The sequence below is a fragment of the Phenylobacterium haematophilum genome (assembly GCF_014196295.1).
GTDB classification, from domain to species: Bacteria; Pseudomonadota; Alphaproteobacteria; order Caulobacterales; family Caulobacteraceae; genus Phenylobacterium; species Phenylobacterium haematophilum.
In genome coordinates this window covers 804,812-822,010 of record NZ_JACIDK010000002.1, presented here as the reverse complement: position 1 = coordinate 822,010, position 17,199 = coordinate 804,812, and the positions used below count along the sequence as shown (strand labels likewise).

Here is a 17,199-nt window from a genome sequence, read left to right as displayed (position 1 = left end):
CAACCATGTTCGGGCTTGAACAACAGGAGGCCGAAACATGGCCCCGACCCTGCAGGATCGTCCTGACGTCGCCGTGTTCAGCGAGATCGGCGTCATCGAGCACCTGATCCGCCAGTCGGTGCAGCAGCACCTGCCGGCCGGCATGACCTACGCACATTTCGAACTTCTGCAGCACTTCGTGCGCAACGGCGACGGCCAGACGCCGGCCGAACTGGCCCGCGACATGCTGCTCTCCAAGGCCGCGGTGACCAACATCCTGCAGAAGATGGGCGAACTTGGCCTGGTCAGCGTGCTGGGCGACGTCGCCGACGGTCGCAAGAAGCGCGTGCGCCTGACCCGCGCGGGGTTGGAACAGCACGCCACCGTGCTCAAGCAGATGAAGTGGAAGATGGAGCTCCTGCGCGAGGGCTTCACCGACGCGGAGTTCCGTCAGGCCCTGCCCTTCCTGCGCAACCTGCGCCGCTTCCTCGAGGAGGTCAGCGCGGGACCCGCACCCGGAGCCGCGAGCCGCCGCTGAGGCCGGTCACCTCGACGATCGATTCCAGTTCCAGCTGCACGCCGTCCTCGGATTCGGCCGCCCACTCCTTGCCGTCGATCAGCACCCGGCCGGCCCCGTGCACGAAGGCGGCCGAGACCCGGCCCTGATGCCCGACCAGCCGCGCCACGTTGTCGTTGATGTCGGTTGTCGGGGTGCGGTCGCGCGGCCAGAACCGCCGCGCGGCCAGGCTGGTGACGATGGTCAGCACCGCGAACAGGCCGATCTCCACCACCGCGTTGCGGGTGAACAGGCTGACCACCGCGACGACCGCCGCGCAGGCGGCCGGCCACAGCAGCCAGCCGGAGCCGAAGGCGATCTCGATCGCCAGCACCGCGGCCCCGACCGCGGCCCACAGCCAGAAGCCGTAGGCGCCGTAGAACTCGGCCAGCGATCCCATCGGGTCAGGCTCCCGTCGGCGGGACCGCGCCGCGCGCGGCGCGCGGCGGGGCCGAGGCCGGCGCCGGGCGGCGCGGCGGATCGTCGGTGCGGATGGTCTTCACCAGCTCGCCAACCCCGGCCAGCGAGCCGACCAGCGCGCCCATCTCCGCCGGCACGATCACCGTCTTCTGCTGCGGGCTGTCGGCCAGCTTGGCGAAGGCCTCGACGTATTTCTGGGCGACGAAGTAGTTGATGGCGTTGACGTCGCCGCGGGCGATCGCCTCCGACACCATGGCCGTCGCCTTGGCCTCGGCCTCAGCCTCGCGTTCGCGCGCCTCGGCGTCGCGATAAGCCGCTTCGCGGCGGCCCTCGGCCTCCAGGATGGCGGCCTGCTTGGCGCCCTCGGCGCGGGCGATCGCCGCGGCCTTCTCGCCGTCGGCCTCGGTGATCACCGCGCGGCGTTCGCGCTCGGCCTTCATCTGCCGGGCCATGGCGCTGGTGATGTCCGGCGGCGGCTGCAGGTCCTTGATCTCGATCCGCGCGACCTTCACCCCCCACGGGCTGGTCGCCGCGTCGATCACGTGCAGCAAGCGGCTGTTGATCTGGTCGCGCTGCGACAGCACCTCGTCCAGTTCCATGGAGCCGACCACGGTGCGCAGGTTGGTCATCGCCAGCTGGGCGATGGCGTAGTTGAGGTTGTCGACCCGATAGGCGGCGGCCGCGGCGTCCATCACCTGGATGAACACGATGCCGTCCACCTGGACCACGGCGTTGTCCTTGGTGATCACTTCCTGGCGGGGAACATCGAGCACCTGCTCCATCATGTTCACCTTGCGTCCGATGCCCTCGACGAACGGGGTCAGGAAGCTGATGCCCGGCGACAGGGTGCGGGTGTAGCGGCCGAAGCGCTCCACCGTGAACTCACGGCCCTGCGGCACGATCTTGATGGCCCCGAACAGGATCACCAAGGCCAGGATCAGCAGGACGACGACCGCGGTCAATTCCATGACAACCTCCCCGAGAAACGGCGGTCACACTAACGCGGCTCAGGCTCCGCCGTCACGCCCTCGTCTTCAGGCATCGGCTGCATGACCCCGCTGCGGTACCGGGCATGGGACAGGGTCGTCGCCAGTTCGCGTCCGCGCGCCGCCATGAGCCCCTGCGCCCGCCGGGTGCTGTCGTCGCAACCGCGATAGAGCCTCCGCCCTTCGGCGAACCCGGCGTTGAATTGGTCCTTGAGCCGCGCCTCGGCTTCCGGATCGCCGCCCTCGGTTTCGACCAGGCGGTTCATGCGCGTGCGCCAGTACTGGTCGTCGTTTCCCTCGCAGGCCTGACGCAGCGCATGGCTCTCGCCCAGCACTCGGCTAAGCTCGGCCAGGGTCCGGCGCATCTCGGGCGAACGCTCCTGCGCCAGGCTCGGAACCGGAGCCAGCAGGACGGCGACGACGATGGGCAGGACGCGGCGCATAGGCCGCACTTAAATCCCCAGGCCCCGGCTTGTCACCCATGGGCCGAAGGCGATAGCCCTCCGCGTCCACGCTGGAGCTACGCCCGCATGCGCGCCCTCGCCGCCCTTCTCGCCCTCGCCCTGGCCGCGCCGGCGCTCGCCGCCGGACCGGCCAAGCCGTCCGCCAAGCCCGCCGCGAGCAGCGCCTTTGACGCCCGCGACCCGGCCGCCCTGGTCGGGCTGCTGGCCACGATGGACGCCAAGGCCAACGTCCTGGGCGCCAATAACGGCGTGGTCGTGCTGGACATCGCCACCCCCGGCGGCAAGTTCGGGGCTCAGTTCGTCGACTGCGATGCGAACGGCAAGGCCTGCGGGATGGTCGCCTTTTCCACAGCCTTCGAGCGACGCGGCGCGAACCTGGCCCAGATCAACGTCTTCAACCGCAGCCAGGTCGCCTGCCGCGGCTACCTGACCGACGACGGCCGCGCCAACGTCATGTACGGCGCGATGCTCAGCGCCCGCACGAACGCCGCCGAGATGAAGCAGCACCTGGGGATCTGGCAGGGCTGCCTATCGACCTTCGGCCGCTTCAACCGCGATCCTGCGGCGTTCACTCCCGGGGCCTAGAACCCCGTCTGCCAGGGCGCCGCCGCCAGCCGTTCGGCCAGGAAGTCCATCAGCACCTTGACCCGCACCGGCCGCAGCCGGCCCGGCGGGCTGACGATATGCAGCGCCGGGTTCGGCGGCCGCCAGTCGCACATCGCGGTCTCCAGCGTCCCGTCCTGCAAATCGCGCCAGCAGATGAACTCCGGCTGCAGCGCCACCCCGAGCCCGGCCCGCAGCGAAGGGCTGAGGCTCTCGGAACTGTTGACCCGCATCGGTCCGGACACCGTCACGCTCTGCTCCTCGCCGGCCGCGTTGGCGAACCGCCACAGGTCCGGCGTCTCGACGTTCGCATAGGTGAAGCAGCGGTGCTGGAGCAGGTCGCGCGGATGCTGCGGCTTGCCGAACGCCTCGAAGTAATGCGGCGACCCGACCAGCATGACCCGCATGTCGCAGAGCTTGCGCGCCAGCAGCGAGGAGTCCTGCAGCTGGGCGATGCGCACCGCCAGGTCATAGCCCTCCGCCACCAGGTCGACCTTGTGGTCGGCCAGGTTCACGTCGAGCGTCACCTCCGGATAGCGGGCCAGGAAGTCGGGCAGGATGTCGGCCATGTGCAGCAGGCCGAACGACACTGGCGCCGCCAGCCGCACCACCCCGCGCGGGATCACCGACTGCGCCGCCGTCTCCGCCTCGACCGCCTCGCCCTCGGCCAGGATGCGGTTGGCGCGCTCTAGCGCGTTGCGGCCGCTTTCGGTCAGCGACAGCCGCCGCGAGGTGCGGTGGAACAGGCTGGCGCCCAGACGCGCTTCCAGGCGGGAGACGGCCTTGGAGACGGTGGCCTTGGACAGTTCCAGCTCGTCGGCCGCGCGGGCGAACGAACCGGTCTCGGCGACCCGGGCGAAGATCGCCCAGGCTTCGAAGTCAGGAAGCTTTGACATGTCAATTTTGGAAACAATCTGTTTCCATCGTTTCTATTTCTAATTCCTGGGGGATCGCTACCTTTTTCTCGAACGGACGGCCCAAGCAAACCCGTCCCCCGGAGTACCGAAGATGATCGACATTCGACCCTTCAACACCCTCGGCGGCGCCAACCACGGCTGGCTCGACGCCAAGCATCACTTCTCGTTCGCCGACTACCACGACCCGAAGCGGATGAGCTGGGGCGCCCTGCGCGTCTGGAACGACGACAAGATCGCCCCGAACTCCGGCTTCCCGCCGCACCCGCATGCGAACATGGAGATCATCACCTACGTCCGCACCGGGGCGATCACCCACCAGGACAGCCTGGGCAACCAGGGCCGGACCGAGGCGGGCGACGTGCAGGTGATGAGCGCGGGCTCGGGCATCCGTCACGCCGAGTACAACGTCGAGAACGAAGACACGACGCTGTTCCAGATCTGGATCCTGCCGACCAAGGCCGGCGGCGAGCCCTCCTGGGGCGCCAAACCCTTCCCCAAGGGCGACCGCTCCGGGAAGTTCGTGACCCTGGCCAGCGGCATCGACGGCGACGAAGGCGCCCTGCCGATCCGCGCCGACGGCCGCGTCGCCGGCGCCACGCTGAAGGCTGGCGAGACCACCGAGTACCAGCTCGGCGAAGGCCGCTACGCCTACCTCGTGCCCGCCACCGGCGCGATCGAGGTCAATGGCGTGAAGGCCAACGCCCGCGACGGCTTGGCCATCCGCGACGAAGCGACCATCCGCGTCACGGCGCTTGAGGACTCCGAACTCGTCCTTGTCGACGCCGCCTGACGCAAACTCCGGCCCGGACGCTCCCCCGTCCGGGCCGCCCCTTTTCTCAGACCAAAAGCCAGGAACCCCGATGACCAAAGTCCTCGTGCTCTACCACTCGACCTACGGCCACATCGAAACCATGGCCAAGGCGGTCGCCGAAGGCGCCCGCGAGGCCGGCGCGACCGTCGACATCAAGCGCGTGCCGGAGACCGTCTCCGACGAGCTGGCCAAGGCCTCGGGCTACAAGCTCGACCAGGAAGCCCCGATCGCCACGGTCGAGGACCTGACGAACTACGACGCGATCATCGTCGGGGTCGGCACCCGCTACGGCCGCATGGCCTCGCAGATGGCCGCGTTCTGGGATCAGACCGGCGGCCTGTGGGCCAAGGGCGCCCTGGTCGGCAAGGTCGGCGGCGTCTTCACCTCCACCGCCACGCAGCACGGCGGCCAGGAAACCACGATCATCTCGACCATCACCCAGTTGCTGCACCACGGCATGGTGATCGTCGGCCTGCCATACGCCTGGGCCGGCCAGATGAAGCTGGATGAGATCACCGGGGGCAGCCCTTACGGCGCCTCGACCATCACCGCTGGGGACGGTTCGCGCCAGCCCAGCGCCAACGAACTGGACGGCGCGCGCTTCCAAGGCCGCCACCTGGCCCAGATTGCGGCCAAGGTCGCAGCGTAGCGTCCGGAACGCCGGCGGAAGGCGCACACCCCTTCCGCCGCAACGCCGAGCCCGTCCCCGCCAGCCCCGGGGGCGGGCTCTTTTTCGTCTTAGGCCGGCACGCCGGCGCGCAGCTTGGCCGTGCGGTCGATGGCCGCCTCGGCTTCCTTGATCAGGTTGGCGACGATCGTCGCCGCCGGCAGCACCTCGTGCACGCCCCCGGCCGACTGGCCCATGGCGAAGCACGATCGGTCGGGGTCCAGGCCCTCGATCTGCCCGCCGATGCCGCCCATTACGCCCTCGCGGGTCGACAGCATCGCCTGCATCGGGAAGGGCTGGATGTCCTGCGGACGCGTCTCCCATTCCTCGACATAGGGGTTCTTCTTCACCCGCATCGGCTTGCCCGAATACGAGCGGGTGCGAATGGTGTCCTCGTCGGCCGCCTCCAGGATCGCCTGGCGGTAAAGCTCGCCGGCGTGCGCCTCCTGCGAGGCGATGAACCGGGTGCCCATCCAGACGCCGGTCGCGCCCAGGGTCAGGGCCGCCGCCAGGCCCCGGCCGTCATAGAGGCCCCCGGCCGCCACCACCGGGATCTTAACCGCCTCGACCGCCTGGGCCACCAGCGGCATGGTGCCGACCAGCCCCGTATGGCCGCCGCCCTCGCCGCCCTGGCAGATGACCGCGTCGCAGCCGGCCTGCTCGGCCTTCACCGCGTGCTTCACCGCCCCGCAGACGACCATGACCTTGAGGCCGGCCTTCTTCAGCTTCTCCATGATCGGCATCGGCACGCCGAGGCCCGCCACGAAGGACGAAGCGCCTTCCTCGATGATGATTTCGACCGAGGCGGTCAGGCTCTCAGGCGACGCAGCCAGCAGATCGACGCCGAACGGCTTGTCGGTCAGCGACTTCACCTTGCGCATCTCGTCGCGGATGAATTCCGGAGTGCGGCCGGCCATGCCCAGCACGCCATAGCCGCCGGCGTTGGACACCGCGGCCACCAGCTCGGCGTAGGAGACGCCGCCCATCCCGGCCAGCATGATCGGGTGCTTCACACCCAAGAGATCGCACAGCGGAGTATGCAGGCTCATCGAAATCCTCCCGAATTTTATGGCCGGGAGGATGGCGCCGGGCGAGCGCCAAGGAAACTATGACCCGACGTCATTCATCGTCGCCGCAAAGGTGTCACCCCGGTTTGCGCAGCAAGACCGGGACCCATGAACACCAGATAGGTCAGGATGCGGCTCCGCCGCGCCCTTCCATCGTGATCAGGCGGCAATGGGTCCCGGTCTTCGCCTGACGGCGAAACCGGGATGACAGCCAGTGCAGATCAGAAGATCGCGTAGCCGCCGTCGATCAGCACCGAGTCCCCGGTGTGGAAGGCGGAGGCGTCCGAGGCGAAATAGACCGCCATCCCGCCGAAGTCGGCCGGCTTGCCCCAGCGGCGCATCGGCACCCGCTTGATGACGTTGTCGTTGAACTTGTCGTTGTCCTGCGCGCCGGCGGTCATGTCGGTGGCGATCCAGCCGGGCAGGATGCAGTTGGCGCGCACGCCATAGCGGGCGTGCTCGACCGCGATCGCCCGGATCATCGGGATCAGCGCGCCCTTGGTCGCCGCATAGGCTTCGTTGCGCGCCGCGCCGTCCAGCGCCGACAGGGACGAGATCGCGACCAGCGAGCCGCCGTGATCGCCCTGGCCCGCGCGCTCGACCATGTGCTTGCAGGCCTCGCGGAAGGTGAAGAACACCCCGTCGAGATTGACCGACAGCACCTTGCGATAGGTGTCGGTGGGGAACTCGGCGAACGACTTGGCGCCGCCGCCGATGCCGGCGTTGGCGACCACGGTGTCGACCCGGCCCATCTTGCTGACCGCCTCGACCATGCCGGCCCGCACGGCTTCCTCGTCGGCGACGTTGACCACCTGGGTCAGCACCCGCACGCCGGTGGCCTTGAGCTTCTCGGCCGCATCGGCGTTCTTGCCGGCGTTCGAGCCCCAGATGACGATGTCGGCGCCGGCCTGGGCCATGGCCTCGACCATGCCGAAGCCGATGCCGCCGTTGCCGCCGGTGACCAGCGCCACCTTGCCGGTCAGGTCGAATGGTTTGTAGGCCACGAGCGCCTCCCTCGTTTTTCAAACGTTTGTTGGGGACACAAGGAGCGGCCTTCCGCGGGGGCCGTCAAGGCGCCCCGGTTGACTTCCGTGGCGCAAGCGCGGCTCGATCATGCCGCTGCAGGGAGCCGCGCCATGCTCAAGCTCTACGACCACCCGCTGTCGCCCTACGCCCAGAAGGTCAAGATCGCCTTGCGCGAGAAGGGCCAGCCGTTCGAGACCCTGACGCCCGGCGGGCTCGGGGCCGGCGGCGCGGCCGGCGAGTTTCTCGAGGCCAATCCCCGCGCCGAGGTCCCGGCCCTGGTCGACGGCGAGGTCCGCATCTTCGACTCGACCATCATCCTCGAATACGTCGAGGACCGCTGGCCCGACCCGCCGCTGCTGCCCGCCGCTCCGGCCGAACGCGCCCGCGTGCGGATGCTGGAAGAGGCGATGGACACCCATTTCGAGGCGATCAACTGGGGCCTGTCGGAGATCCGCTGGTTCCGGCGCACCGAGGGCGAGCTGGAGCGCACCCTGCTGGCCAGAGCCGCCGCCCAGACCCGTCGCTGGTTCGGCTGGCTGGAGAGCCAGCTGGACGACCGGCCCTGGTTCAACGGCGAGACTTTCGGCTGGGGGGACCTCGCCGTCGCGCCCTATCTCAACGGCTCGGTCGGCCACGGCCTGCCGCCGGACAAGGGCTCGAAGCTCGCCGCCTGGCTGGAGCGCGCCAACGCCCGAAGTTCGGTCGCCCGCACGGCGGAGGAGGCCGCCGCCTCCTCGCGCGCCGCGACCATGCCCAATGTCGCCGAGCTCGTGCGCCAGGGGCTGTTCAAGCGCGAGTACCGCGACCACCGCCTCGAATGGATGATCAAGAGCGGCGGCGCCCAGGTCGTCATCGACGGCCTGGCCAAGGACAACATCCGCTTCAGTCCCGACTTCGGGCCCCGTCCCGGCGGCTAGGGATGGGCCGCCGCCGCATCGCCGGGCTGGCGCTGATCGCCGCCCTCGCCCTGCACAACCTTGAGGAGGGACTCGCCTACGCCCTGCTCCGCGGCCAGGTCGAGTCTATACTCGACGCCTACGGCGTGAGCTGGTGGCGGCCGCAGCCGGCGGTGTTCGCTCTGGCCCTGACCTTCCTGACCCTGGCGGTGGGGGGCTTGGCCGCCTGGGCGGCGACGGGGGTCTCTGGCTCGAGCAAGATTTTCGCCTTGAAGGCGACAGCCGTGGTTCTGCTGCTCAACGTGCCCGTGCCGCACCTGACCGCAGCCTGGGCCGCTGGCGGCTATGCCCCGGGCGCGATCACCGCCGTGCTGGTCAACCTGCCGGTCTCGATCTGGGTGCTGTGGGCCCTGCGCAGGCCGCCACAACCTGAGTAACGTTGTTCTTTGAAATACAGCAGAGCATGCTCCCCCTCGCGCGGGCTTCGCGCGAAACACAGAGGGAGAGTTCGCGTGAAGACGATGCTCGTTTCGGCCGCTCTGGCCTTGGCGATGGCTGGCTCGGCCATGGCCCAGAACGCGCCCAGGACCTACGACCTTGGTCCGGTCTGGCAGATTTCCTACATCGAGACCAAGCCCGGCATGTTCGACGACTACATGTCCTACCTGAACTCCACCTGGCGCAGCATCCAGGAAGCCGAGAAGGCCCGCGGCGACGTCCTCGACTATCGCGTGCTGGCGATCGACTCTCCGCGCGACGGCGAGGCCGACGTCATCCTGATGATCCAGTACAAGAACATGGCCGTGTTCGACCGCAGCCTCGAAGAGGGCGAAGCCGTCATGGCCAAGGCCTTCGGCAGCGTGCCCAAGAGCAACCAGGCCGCGGTCTCACGCGAACAGGTCCGCGTCCTGCGCGGCGGCCTCACCGCCCGCGAACTGACCTTCAAGAAGTAGATCCGTCGGGGGCGGCGGCCCGTCTCAGGTCGCCGTCCAGCCGCCGTCCACCACCATGGCCGCGCCGGTCGCCGAGGCGCCCATGTCCGACACCAGATAGAGCAGCATCCCGGCCAGGTGTTCGTACTCGACGAACTTCTTGGTCGGCTGGGCGGCCAGGATCACCTCCTCCATCACCCGGTCCTCGGGGATGCCGCGGGTCTTGGCCTGGTCGACGATTTGCGCCTCGATCAGCGGGGTCTTCACATAGCCGGGGCAGATGGCGTTGGCGGTGACGCCAGTCCGCGCCAGCTCGACGCCGAGGCCCTTGGTGAAGCCGACCACCCCATGCTTGGCCGCCACGTAAGGGGCCTTGAACGGCGAGGCGACCAGCCCATGGGCCGAGGCGATGTTGACGATCCGCCCGCGGCCCTGCGCCTTCATGATCGGGATCGCCGCGCGGCTGGCGTGGAAGGTCGAGGACAGGATGATCGCGATCAGCGCGTCCCACTTCTCCGGCGGGAACTCGTCGACCGGGGCCACGTGCTGGATGCCGGCGTTGTTGACCAGGATGTCCAGCCGGCCGAACTCGCGCACCGCGTACTCGATCAGGTCGGTGATCTCGTCCGGCTTGGTCATGTCCGCGCCGTGGTAGCGGATCGCCGCATTGGTCCGCGCCTGCAGCGCAGCGCGGTCGGCCTCGATCTTGGCCGGGTCGCCGAAGCCGTTGAGGACGACGTTCACCCCCTGCTCGGCCAGCGCGGCGGCGAGCGCCTGACCGATGCCGCTGGTGGACCCGGTAATGACGGCCACATGGCCCTGCAGCCCATAGTCCACGGCCATCCGATCAGTCCTTCTGCTTTTTGGCCGCCGACGGCGGCGGAGGCTGGGGCCGCGAGAACACCCATTCGGTGTCGCTCGAAGCGCTCTTCTGGAAACGGTAGCCCTCGCTGTCGAAGGCCTTCAGATCCTCGGCCTTCTCGACGCCGTGGTCGATGGCGTAACGCGCCATCAGCCCGCGCGCCTTCTTGGCGTAGAACGAGATGATCTTCGACGACCCGTCCTTCTCCTCGAAGAACTTGGCCGTCACCACCGGCAGCTTGATCGCCGCACGGTCGACCGCGCCGAAATATTCCTGGCTGGCGCAGTTCACCAGCGTCGGGTCCTTATGCCCGCGCCCTGCCTCGTTCAACGCGGCCGAGATCTTGTCGCCCCAGAAATCGTAGAGGCTGGCGCCGCGCTTGGTCTTGATCCGCACCCCCATCTCCAGGCGGTAAGGCTGGATCGCGTCCAGCGGCCGCAGCACGCCGTACAGCCCCGACAGGATGCGCAGGTGCTTCTGGGCGTAGTTCAGGCCCTTCTTGTTCAGCTCCCGCGCCTTCAGCCCCGAATAGACGTCGCCGTTGAAGGCGAACGCCGCCTGCAGGCCGTCCTCCATCGCCGGATCGAAGGCGGCGAACCGCTCGCGGTTCAGCTCGGCGAGCTTGTCCGACAGGTCCATCATCTTCTTCAGGTCCGAGACCTTCAGCTTCTTGGCCGCGACGCTCAGCTCGGCGATGTCGTCGGCCATCTGCGGCGTCGTCATCGGCGCGGCGCCGTCCGGTCGCGTGAAGTCGAGCGCCTTGGCGGGAGAGATGACGATCAGCATGGGGACTCAGAAATGGACTCGCGGATTCATGATCCGCTTCGGGTCCAGGCTTAGCCGGATCGCCGAGAGCGCCGCAACCTCGACCGGCGACTTGTAGCGCCTCGCCTCCTCGGTCTTCATCGACCCCAGCCCATGCTCGGCCGAGATCGAGCCGCCCATCGAGGCCACGATGTCGTGGACGATGCGCGAGCCCTCGCCGCGCAGCGCCGAATGCGCGGCGTCGTCGCCGCCGTCCGGGCGGATCACGTCGTAGTGGATGTTGCCGTCGCCGACATGGCCGAAGGCGGTGACGCGGGCGCCGGGAACGAGCGCCTCCATCCGCGCCGTCGCCTGGTTCAGAAAGTCGGCCACCCGACTGACCGGGACCGAGACGTCGTGCTTCCAGGTCGCCCCTTCCGGCTTCTGACCTGGCGACTGGTTTTCGCGCACCGACCAGAACGCCTGGGCCTGCGCCTGGCTCTGAGCGACCGCGGCGTCGCGCACCAGCCCGTCCTCCAGCGCCGCGCCCAGCAGCCGCTCCATGGCGCTCTCGGCCGCGCCCGGCTCGCCCGAGGCGATCTCGATCAGCACGTACCAGGGATGGATTTCGCTCAGCGGATCGCGCTGGTTCGGGATGTTCTTGAGCACGAAGTCGATCCCGCGCCGTCCCATCAGCTCGAACGCCTCGACCGCCCCGCCGGCCGCGTCCTTGGCCCGCGCCAGCAGCTGGATTGCGGCTTCCGGATTTTCGACTGCGGCGATGGCGGTGGCGCGCGAGACCAGCACCGGGAACAGCTTCAGGCTGGCGGCGGTGACCACCCCCAGCGTCCCCTCCGCCCCGATCAGCAGCTGCTTGAGGTCATAGCCGGTGTTGTCCTTGCGCAGGCGCTTCAGCCCATTCCAGATCTCGCCGTTGGGCAGCACCGCCTCAAGCCCCAGCACCAGTTCGCGGGTGGCGCCATAGCGCAGCACCGCCGTGCCGCCGGCGTTGGTCGAGATGATGCCGCCGATGGTCGCCGTCCCTTGCGAGGCGATGTCCAGCGGGAAGCGCCGCCCTTTCGCCAGCGCCGCCTCGTGCGCGGCCTGCAGGGTCACGCCCGCCTCGGCCACCAGCACGTCGTCGAAGGCGTCGACGTCGCGGATCGCCCGCATCCGCTCGGTCGACAGCAGGATCTCCCCCAGCGGGATCTGCCCGCCGACCAGGCCGGTATTGCCGCCCTGCGGCACCACCGGCGTCCCGGACTCCGCACAGACGCCGATCACCGCGGCGACCTCGGCGGTGGTCTTGGGCAGCGCCAGGAACGGCGTGTTCCCCTGCCAGCGGTCGCGCCACTCCACCAGCTTGGGCGCCAGCCGCTCAGGATCCTGGCTCCAGCCGCCCTCGCCCAGCACGGCCTTGAGGCGGGAGATCACGTCGGCAGGAACGGAAGCGGTCATGCCGCGACCCTAGGCCCGCGGAGGCGCGCCGCCAACATCGCCCGTTGACAGCCTCCCGCCGATCGGCCCCGCTGGCGGCCCACGAGAGCCTCACGAGAGGCCGGGGAGGAAACATGGGATCGCAGACCATTCAGGCGCTGCTCGATGACGCCGTGGCCAGGGGCGCGGCCCCCGGCCTGACCGCCGCCGTCGCCCGCGCCGACGGGACGGACACCTACTTCGCCGCCGGCGTGCGCGGCGCGGCGGACCCGACGCCGATGGCGCCGGACGACACCTTCTGGATCGCCTCGTGCACCAAGGCGATCACCTCGGCCGCGGCCTTGCAGCTGGTCGAGCGCGGGGTGCTCGATCTCGACGCGCCGGTCGGCGAGCGGCTGCCCAACCTCGCCGCGCCGCAGGTGCTGGAGGGCTTCGGCCCCGACGGCGCGCCGCGCCTGCGCCCGGCCGCCAAGCCGCTGACCCTGCGCAACCTGCTGACCCACACCTCGGGTCTGGCCTACGACTTCTTCCACGCCGACCTCGCCCGCTACTACGCCCACGTCGGCGGCAGCCTGATGGAAAGCGCCCCGGCCGCGCCGGTGCTGGCCTTCGATCCGGGCGAGGGCTGGCAGTACGGCATCGGCGTCGACGCGGTCGGCTGGCTGGTCGAGCAGGCCAGCGGCCAAGGCCTCGACGCCTATGTCGCCCAGCACATCACCGGCCCGCTCGGCATGAGCGACACCGCCTTCGTCGCGCCCCCCGAACTTGAGGCCCGCGCGGCCGGCATGCACCACCGCGGCCCCGACGGCGCCTTCATCCCCGCGCCGCACCTGCCCTCGTCGCCGATCTACTATGGCGGCGGCGGCCTGCGCTCCACCGCGCCCGACTACCTGAAGTTCCTTCGCGCCGTGCTCGCCGAAGACGGCGGCGGCGTGCTGGGCCCCAGGACGCTCGCCTGGCTGCGCCAGGCCGACAGCGCCATCCCGGCCGGCGACCTTTCCACCGCCATGGCCCCGATCAGCCTCGACTTCCGCCCGATGCCCGGCACGCCCAAGACCTGGACCCTGGGCTTCCTGCGCAACGAGGCCGACGTCCCCGGCATGCGCCGCGCGGGCAGCCTCGCCTGGGGCGGCCTCGCCAACTGCTACTACTGGGCTGACCCGGCCAGCGGCGTCGCCGGCATGCTCTGCGGCCAGTTCCTGCCCTTCGCCGACCCCGGCATGCTGGCCGCCTTCGAAGCCTTCGAGCGGGCGGTCTACGCGGAGTAGCCCGTCCTAGCGCGCCGGGGTCTGCAGCCAGCCGATGAACTGCTGGTGGACCTTGGCGGTGGCGGCGGGATCGAAGCGGAAGGCCGAGTCCGGGCTCTGCACCCGCTCGTCGAAGGCGTGGGTGACGCCGGGAACCGTCATGACCGTGACCTTGGCCCCGGCCGCCTTGGCCCGCTCGATCAGGCGCGTGCAGCCAGCCGGGGGCTGGACTGCGTCGCGCTGGGCCATCACCAGGTCCACGCCGCCGCGCCAGGTCCAGTCGCGGCGCCCGCCGCGGGCCGGCGGCGCGCAGAACGGATAGGTCAGGCGGATCGCCTCGACCCCGGCCATGGTCTGCTGGAAGTCCTCGTCGCCATGCAGGGTGACCAGGTCGCCGAGCGCCCAGCCGCCATGGCTCCAGCCGGCGACGCGCACGTGGCGGTGGTCGACGCGCGGGTCCTTCGCCAGCAGGTCGAGGCCCGCCAGGATGTCGGCGGTGCGAAACAGCCCCTGCAGCCGCGCCCCGGCGCAGACCCGCCGGCGCGCCCACTCCGGGTCCCAGCCGCGCGGCCCGTAGCTGTCGAGCACCGCCGCCGCCCAGCCGGCCTGCAGCGCCGATTGCGCATACTCGTCCATGATCGGGTTGGGGCCCCGGCCGTTGCTGATGCCGCCGCAGCCGGGGACGAGCAGCACGGTCGGGAACGGGCCCGCGCCCGGCGGGGTGTGCAGCGTCAGGCCCGAAGCCATGAACTTGGCGTGCGCCGCCCGCGGCTGCGGCGCCAGGAATGACGGGTGCGAGCCCTTCCAGACATAGGCCGCGATCGCCGCCGCGGCCAAGAGCGCGATCACCCCGGCCGCCAGCAACAGCAGCTTGGCGACGCGGCCCAGGCGAGAGCGGCGTTTGGACTTGTCCGACATCGCCACCAGCTTCGGCCGCCGCCGCTGCAGGGCTATCCTGACGCGCCCTCACGTCCGGCGGGGAAACACCTGAGGGGCTTGTCGCCAGGTCCAAACCGATTTGGCCACCACGTTCAGGGATATTGTCCCTGCTGGGCTATAGCTCTTATCCAGACCAGCTTGGCTGCCCACCGCAGCCCGGTGGCTCTAGAGAGTAGCGAAAGCAAATTAGCGTAGCCAAGCGTCGAGCAGGTTTGAACGTATGCTCCAAGGAGCAGGATAATCGTTATCGCTGCCTTCGAAGCACCAATTCCGCCACCCAGCCGTGAAGGCGTCGGACTCCCAGAGTTCAAGCAAAGGTCGGTAGAGCGCATCGACCAAAGAACGTCTCGGGACCCGCACGTCGAACTCGGGGCGCCAGCCATCCCGCCACCCTCGTGCGGCGAGGAACCGTACGGTGGACATGTCAGGCTCCAGCACGTGAAGCTCGAGGATTTCGCCCTCAAGGTTGATCACCAGCCGAGGATTACCGCCTTCGGCAATGGCTTTTAGCCAAGCGACCCAGTTCTCGGAAGCTAATGGGTCTGGTTGCGGATAGAACGGATCGAAGACGTTGCTCACGTCGAACTCGAGATTGATATCTCCAGCCTCAAGGCGAACGGGTAGCCACCCCGCCTTCGGCAATTTGGTGGTAAGCCGAAGCTCAACCCCCTGCAGAGGACTGCTCGCCGGCGGGGTAAACGGCTGGTCCACCGGTCGCCAGCAGCGCGCCATCGGGTCGAACCTATAGCCGCAGAGTTCTTCCCCGTAATCCACCCGCGTGGGCTGCCACGGCTTTAGCGGAGTCTGACTGGCGCCTTGCCTCAGACGCGTCGCGCAGAGGACCCTCAAGCCCTGCGCAGCAAGGCCGGTCTGCAGATCTTCACAACCCTCACGTACGTCATAGAGGCGAACACCCGCCTCGCCATCAACTTCAACAGCCCAAGTTCCGAAAGGGTAGACGGGCGCGCCCGGACTCGCATGCCGAGACGCCGCATCCCCTTGAACGTCCTGCATCGCGTAAGTGACTACCCCGCCTTGGTTTTCCAGCAGATGAACCTCCACATCCATCTTGCTGATGTCGCGCAGGCCGAAAACCTTGACGAGGACTTCCGCCAACACGGCCGCGGCCTTGCGCTGCTTCGCTAAGGTGCCGCCACGAATACACAGCCATTGATTGGTAGTCCCAGCGACAGGGCGCTCGAAGCCGAGCGCCTTCAGGGCGTTCTTGCGAGGTCTTGTAAGAACGGAGCTAAGCGCCGGCGCCGACTGCGCCGACGCTACCTCGAGCCAGAGCCATCTGCCCTTGTGAGAGGCGAGCGCTTGCACATACGCGTCGCTCCCCTCAATCGACGCTATGAGGAAGGGTGACCTCCTCTTTCTGGCGAGCGAGCGGTTAGACTCGATCTTGGCAAGCTGGTCGGCCAAGAGGTCGCGCACCTCAGTGATAAGGTCTTCTTCGTGAGCCATGCTTTTTATTGCAGCTCTCGTACGTCAAAGGCGGGCGCATCCTGGGCTTCGATCCGCACGATGCAGTCGCCAAGATCCATCTGCTTTCCTTGTCGACCCGAGTGCATCTAGTGCGAGCAGATCTAGCTCCTCTTGAAGAGAATTCCGGCGTCCGCCTCTGCTTGGAGCTTGGCTTTCTGGCCAGCTGTGAGGATCGTCTCCGTCTCGACCTCAAGCTCCAGTGGGCCAAGCACCAGAGTGGCGGATCGACGTGTGGACCCGCTCTCGGCTAGCAGCCACGGGTTCTGCCGAACCAACCGGCGCATGATGAACAGCGGTAATGGTACGTACATGCCACGCCTCACCTACCGCCAAGTGCGGTGATCCAAGGGTTCACTGATCACGCAAGCTCTCGCACTGACAATTGCCTGCAGCGGCTACTTGCGCCAGAGGCTCCCGCTCTTGCTAAGCTTATCATGGCGCGCAAACCGGTCGCGCGTCTGCTTCGGGAAGCGAGCCAAGGTCGGCTGTTGGCGCATTCGGGACCACCGGACCTCAAATCTCCGGTTAGCGGACGTATCGCTCAATCTGCCAGAGATGCGGTCAACTCTCCGTGCAACTTCACGCGCCACGCAAAGGGTTGAAAGCGGACCTGCTCCCAGCGTGAGATGACGTATCCACCGATGCCCATGTCACAACGAGGCCCCACCGAACGTCTTCTGATCACAGTCTATGACAGGAGATCCAAATGACGCGGTTGAATTGGTCTGAAGTCGCCCCGGAGGGAGCGAAGGCGCTCTACGGCGTGCACCACTACGTGGTGACGCGGACCAACCTGCCAGCGGAGCTGATCCACCTGGTGTTCCTTCGGGTGTCGCAGATCAACGGCTGCGCCCATTGCATCGACCTGCACGCCCGCGATCTGCGCAAGACCATGTCCGTCGAGAAGATCACACTCGTTCCGGTATGGGATGAGGTTCCGCACCTCTTTTCAGACATAGAACGGACGGCTCTGGCCTGGGCCGAGGAAGTGACCCGCGTTAGCGAAACACATGCGTCCGACGAGGCCTACACGGCGGCATCGGCGGCGTTCGAGCCGAAGGATCTCGTGGACCTGACGATAGCGATTGCGGCCATGAACGCCTTTAACCGATTGGGCGCACCGTTTCGGCTGCCGGTATCAGCGAAGGGCTAGGGGAC

At 68.4% G+C, this 17,199-nt stretch carries 20 protein-coding genes; 9 read left to right on the top strand and 11 right to left on the bottom strand.

From position 1 onward, the window contains the following. The first annotated feature begins 37 nt into the window (after positions 1 to 37). On the top strand, positions 38 to 517 hold the full coding sequence (locus GGQ61_RS10015) for a MarR family winged helix-turn-helix transcriptional regulator (RefSeq protein WP_183772030.1): 480 nt from the start codon (positions 38 to 40) through the stop codon (positions 515 to 517). Here the strand turns inward: GGQ61_RS10015 and GGQ61_RS10010 are convergent. From GGQ61_RS10010 to GGQ61_RS10000, 3 genes are read right to left on the bottom strand one after another with little or no spacing between them, the layout of a single operon-like run. Further along, positions 477 to 935 (bottom strand): NfeD family protein, encoded by a 459-nt coding sequence (locus tag GGQ61_RS10010; RefSeq protein WP_183772028.1) that lies wholly within the window; start codon positions 933 to 935, stop codon positions 477 to 479. The genes GGQ61_RS10015 and GGQ61_RS10010 overlap by 41 nt on opposite strands. Positions 936 to 939: 4 nt before the next feature. Beyond that, positions 940 to 1,923, bottom strand: coding sequence for an SPFH domain-containing protein (locus GGQ61_RS10005; RefSeq protein WP_183772026.1), 984 nt, complete (start codon positions 1,921 to 1,923; stop codon positions 940 to 942). A 29-nt stretch (positions 1,924 to 1,952) separates the two neighbouring features. After that, positions 1,953 to 2,384 carry a TIGR02301 family protein gene (locus GGQ61_RS10000; protein WP_183772024.1) on the bottom strand — a complete coding sequence of 144 codons (432 nt, stop codon included), beginning with the start codon at positions 2,382 to 2,384 and terminating at the stop codon, positions 1,953 to 1,955. A gap of 87 nt (positions 2,385 to 2,471) precedes the next feature. On the opposite strand from GGQ61_RS10000, the gene GGQ61_RS09995 reads away from it, so the two are divergent. Next, positions 2,472 to 2,990 (top strand): type III secretion system chaperone family protein, encoded by a 519-nt coding sequence (locus tag GGQ61_RS09995; protein ID WP_183772022.1) that lies wholly within the window; start codon positions 2,472 to 2,474, stop codon positions 2,988 to 2,990. Here GGQ61_RS09995 and GGQ61_RS09990 read toward each other — a convergent pair. After that, entirely contained in the window at positions 2,987 to 3,904 is a 918-nt protein-coding gene (locus GGQ61_RS09990; protein ID WP_183772020.1) for a LysR family transcriptional regulator, read from the bottom strand. The two genes, GGQ61_RS09995 and GGQ61_RS09990, sit on opposite strands and share 4 nt — an antisense overlap. Positions 3,905 to 4,016: 112 nt before the next feature. Here GGQ61_RS09990 and GGQ61_RS09985 point away from each other — a divergent pair, with 112 nt between their 5' ends. Continuing rightward, entirely contained in the window at positions 4,017 to 4,715 is a 699-nt protein-coding gene (locus GGQ61_RS09985) for a pirin family protein (protein WP_183772018.1), read from the top strand. 70 nt (positions 4,716 to 4,785) lie between these two features. After that, a complete protein-coding gene (wrbA, locus tag GGQ61_RS09980) occupies positions 4,786 to 5,385 on the top strand; it encodes an NAD(P)H:quinone oxidoreductase (RefSeq protein WP_183772016.1) in 600 nt (199 codons plus the stop codon). 89 nt (positions 5,386 to 5,474) lie between these two features. Here the strand turns inward: wrbA and GGQ61_RS09975 are convergent, their stop codons facing one another. Both GGQ61_RS09975 and GGQ61_RS09970 read right to left on the bottom strand, forming a co-directional pair. Continuing rightward, positions 5,475 to 6,452, bottom strand: a complete 978-nt coding sequence (locus tag GGQ61_RS09975; protein ID WP_183772014.1) for an NAD(P)H-dependent flavin oxidoreductase — start codon at positions 6,450 to 6,452, stop codon at positions 5,475 to 5,477. 239 nt (positions 6,453 to 6,691) lie between these two features. Continuing rightward, entirely contained in the window at positions 6,692 to 7,474 is a 783-nt protein-coding gene (locus GGQ61_RS09970) for an SDR family oxidoreductase (RefSeq protein ID WP_183772012.1), read from the bottom strand. Between the two features lie 132 nt (positions 7,475 to 7,606). Here GGQ61_RS09970 and GGQ61_RS09965 point away from each other — a divergent pair, with 132 nt between their 5' ends. The 3 genes from GGQ61_RS09965 to GGQ61_RS09955 all read left to right on the top strand — a co-directional run bounded on the left by GGQ61_RS09965 (position 7,607) and on the right by GGQ61_RS09955 (position 9,345). Further along, a complete protein-coding gene (locus tag GGQ61_RS09965) occupies positions 7,607 to 8,413 on the top strand; it encodes a glutathione S-transferase family protein (RefSeq protein WP_183772010.1) in 807 nt (268 codons plus the stop codon). 2 nt (positions 8,414 to 8,415) lie between these two features. Next, positions 8,416 to 8,829 (top strand): HXXEE domain-containing protein, encoded by a 414-nt coding sequence (locus GGQ61_RS09960; protein WP_183772008.1) that lies wholly within the window; start codon positions 8,416 to 8,418, stop codon positions 8,827 to 8,829. Between the two features lie 75 nt (positions 8,830 to 8,904). Beyond that, the gene (locus GGQ61_RS09955; protein WP_183772006.1) at positions 8,905 to 9,345 is read left to right on the top strand and encodes a hypothetical protein; all 441 of its coding nucleotides are present in this window, start codon (positions 8,905 to 8,907) and stop codon (positions 9,343 to 9,345) included. Positions 9,346 to 9,369: 24 nt separating this feature from the next. On the opposite strand, the gene GGQ61_RS09950 is transcribed toward GGQ61_RS09955, so the two are convergent. From GGQ61_RS09950 to GGQ61_RS09940, 3 genes are read right to left on the bottom strand one after another with little or no spacing between them, the layout of a single operon-like run. Next, positions 9,370 to 10,167, bottom strand: a complete 798-nt coding sequence (locus GGQ61_RS09950; RefSeq protein WP_183772004.1) for a 3-hydroxybutyrate dehydrogenase — start codon at positions 10,165 to 10,167, stop codon at positions 9,370 to 9,372. 4 nt (positions 10,168 to 10,171) lie between these two features. Beyond that, positions 10,172 to 10,972, bottom strand: coding sequence for a peroxide stress protein YaaA (gene yaaA / locus GGQ61_RS09945; protein ID WP_183772003.1), 801 nt, complete (start codon positions 10,970 to 10,972; stop codon positions 10,172 to 10,174). Positions 10,973 to 10,978: 6 nt separating this feature from the next. Further along, positions 10,979 to 12,388, bottom strand: coding sequence for an FAD-binding oxidoreductase (locus tag GGQ61_RS09940; protein WP_183772001.1), 1,410 nt, complete (start codon positions 12,386 to 12,388; stop codon positions 10,979 to 10,981). 113 nt (positions 12,389 to 12,501) lie between these two features. Between GGQ61_RS09940 and GGQ61_RS09935 the strand changes: the two genes are divergently transcribed. After that, on the top strand, positions 12,502 to 13,635 hold the full coding sequence (locus tag GGQ61_RS09935) for a serine hydrolase domain-containing protein (RefSeq protein WP_183771999.1): 1,134 nt from the start codon (positions 12,502 to 12,504) through the stop codon (positions 13,633 to 13,635). 6 nt (positions 13,636 to 13,641) lie between these two features. Here GGQ61_RS09935 and GGQ61_RS09930 read toward each other — a convergent pair whose 3' ends face one another. Beyond that, entirely contained in the window at positions 13,642 to 14,532 is an 891-nt protein-coding gene (locus GGQ61_RS09930; RefSeq protein ID WP_183771998.1) for a dienelactone hydrolase family protein, read from the bottom strand. A 207-nt stretch (positions 14,533 to 14,739) separates the two neighbouring features. Next, positions 14,740 to 16,020: a TY-Chap domain-containing protein gene (locus GGQ61_RS09925; protein WP_183771997.1), complete on the bottom strand. Its 1,281-nt coding sequence runs from the start codon at positions 16,018 to 16,020 to the stop codon at positions 14,740 to 14,742. A gap of 727 nt (positions 16,021 to 16,747) precedes the next feature. Here GGQ61_RS09925 and GGQ61_RS09920 point away from each other — a divergent pair. Beyond that, positions 16,748 to 17,194, top strand: a complete 447-nt coding sequence (locus GGQ61_RS09920) for a carboxymuconolactone decarboxylase family protein (RefSeq protein WP_183771996.1) — start codon at positions 16,748 to 16,750, stop codon at positions 17,192 to 17,194. Positions 17,195 to 17,199: the final 5 nt, after the last annotated feature.

What these genes read in the sequence shown, in the direction of transcription:
- GGQ61_RS10015 (WP_183772030.1), top strand. Translation starts at nt 38, where the DNA reads ATGGCCCCGACCCTGCAGGATCGTCCTGACGTCGCCGTGTTCAGCGAG.
- GGQ61_RS10010 (WP_183772028.1), bottom strand. Translation starts at nt 935, where the DNA reads ATGGGATCGCTGGCCGAGTTCTACGGCGCCTACGGCTTCTGGCTGTGG.
- GGQ61_RS10005 (WP_183772026.1), bottom strand. Translation starts at nt 1,923, where the DNA reads ATGGAATTGACCGCGGTCGTCGTCCTGCTGATCCTGGCCTTGGTGATC.
- GGQ61_RS10000 (WP_183772024.1), bottom strand. Translation starts at nt 2,384, where the DNA reads ATGCGCCGCGTCCTGCCCATCGTCGTCGCCGTCCTGCTGGCTCCGGTT.
- GGQ61_RS09995 (WP_183772022.1), top strand. Translation starts at nt 2,472, where the DNA reads ATGCGCGCCCTCGCCGCCCTTCTCGCCCTCGCCCTGGCCGCGCCGGCG.
- GGQ61_RS09990 (WP_183772020.1), bottom strand. Translation starts at nt 3,904, where the DNA reads ATGTCAAAGCTTCCTGACTTCGAAGCCTGGGCGATCTTCGCCCGGGTC.
- GGQ61_RS09985 (WP_183772018.1), top strand. Translation starts at nt 4,017, where the DNA reads ATGATCGACATTCGACCCTTCAACACCCTCGGCGGCGCCAACCACGGC.
- wrbA (WP_183772016.1), top strand. Translation starts at nt 4,786, where the DNA reads ATGACCAAAGTCCTCGTGCTCTACCACTCGACCTACGGCCACATCGAA.
- GGQ61_RS09975 (WP_183772014.1), bottom strand. Translation starts at nt 6,452, where the DNA reads ATGAGCCTGCATACTCCGCTGTGCGATCTCTTGGGTGTGAAGCACCCG.
- GGQ61_RS09965 (WP_183772010.1), top strand. Translation starts at nt 7,607, where the DNA reads ATGCTCAAGCTCTACGACCACCCGCTGTCGCCCTACGCCCAGAAGGTC.
- GGQ61_RS09960 (WP_183772008.1), top strand. Translation starts at nt 8,416, where the DNA reads ATGGGCCGCCGCCGCATCGCCGGGCTGGCGCTGATCGCCGCCCTCGCC.
- GGQ61_RS09950 (WP_183772004.1), bottom strand. Translation starts at nt 10,167, where the DNA reads ATGGCCGTGGACTATGGGCTGCAGGGCCATGTGGCCGTCATTACCGGG.
- yaaA (WP_183772003.1), bottom strand. Translation starts at nt 10,972, where the DNA reads ATGCTGATCGTCATCTCTCCCGCCAAGGCGCTCGACTTCACGCGACCG.
- GGQ61_RS09940 (WP_183772001.1), bottom strand. Translation starts at nt 12,388, where the DNA reads ATGACCGCTTCCGTTCCTGCCGACGTGATCTCCCGCCTCAAGGCCGTG.
- GGQ61_RS09935 (WP_183771999.1), top strand. Translation starts at nt 12,502, where the DNA reads ATGGGATCGCAGACCATTCAGGCGCTGCTCGATGACGCCGTGGCCAGG.
- GGQ61_RS09930 (WP_183771998.1), bottom strand. Translation starts at nt 14,532, where the DNA reads ATGTCGGACAAGTCCAAACGCCGCTCTCGCCTGGGCCGCGTCGCCAAG.
- GGQ61_RS09925 (WP_183771997.1), bottom strand. Translation starts at nt 16,020, where the DNA reads ATGGCTCACGAAGAAGACCTTATCACTGAGGTGCGCGACCTCTTGGCC.
- GGQ61_RS09920 (WP_183771996.1), top strand. Translation starts at nt 16,748, where the DNA reads ATGACGCGGTTGAATTGGTCTGAAGTCGCCCCGGAGGGAGCGAAGGCG.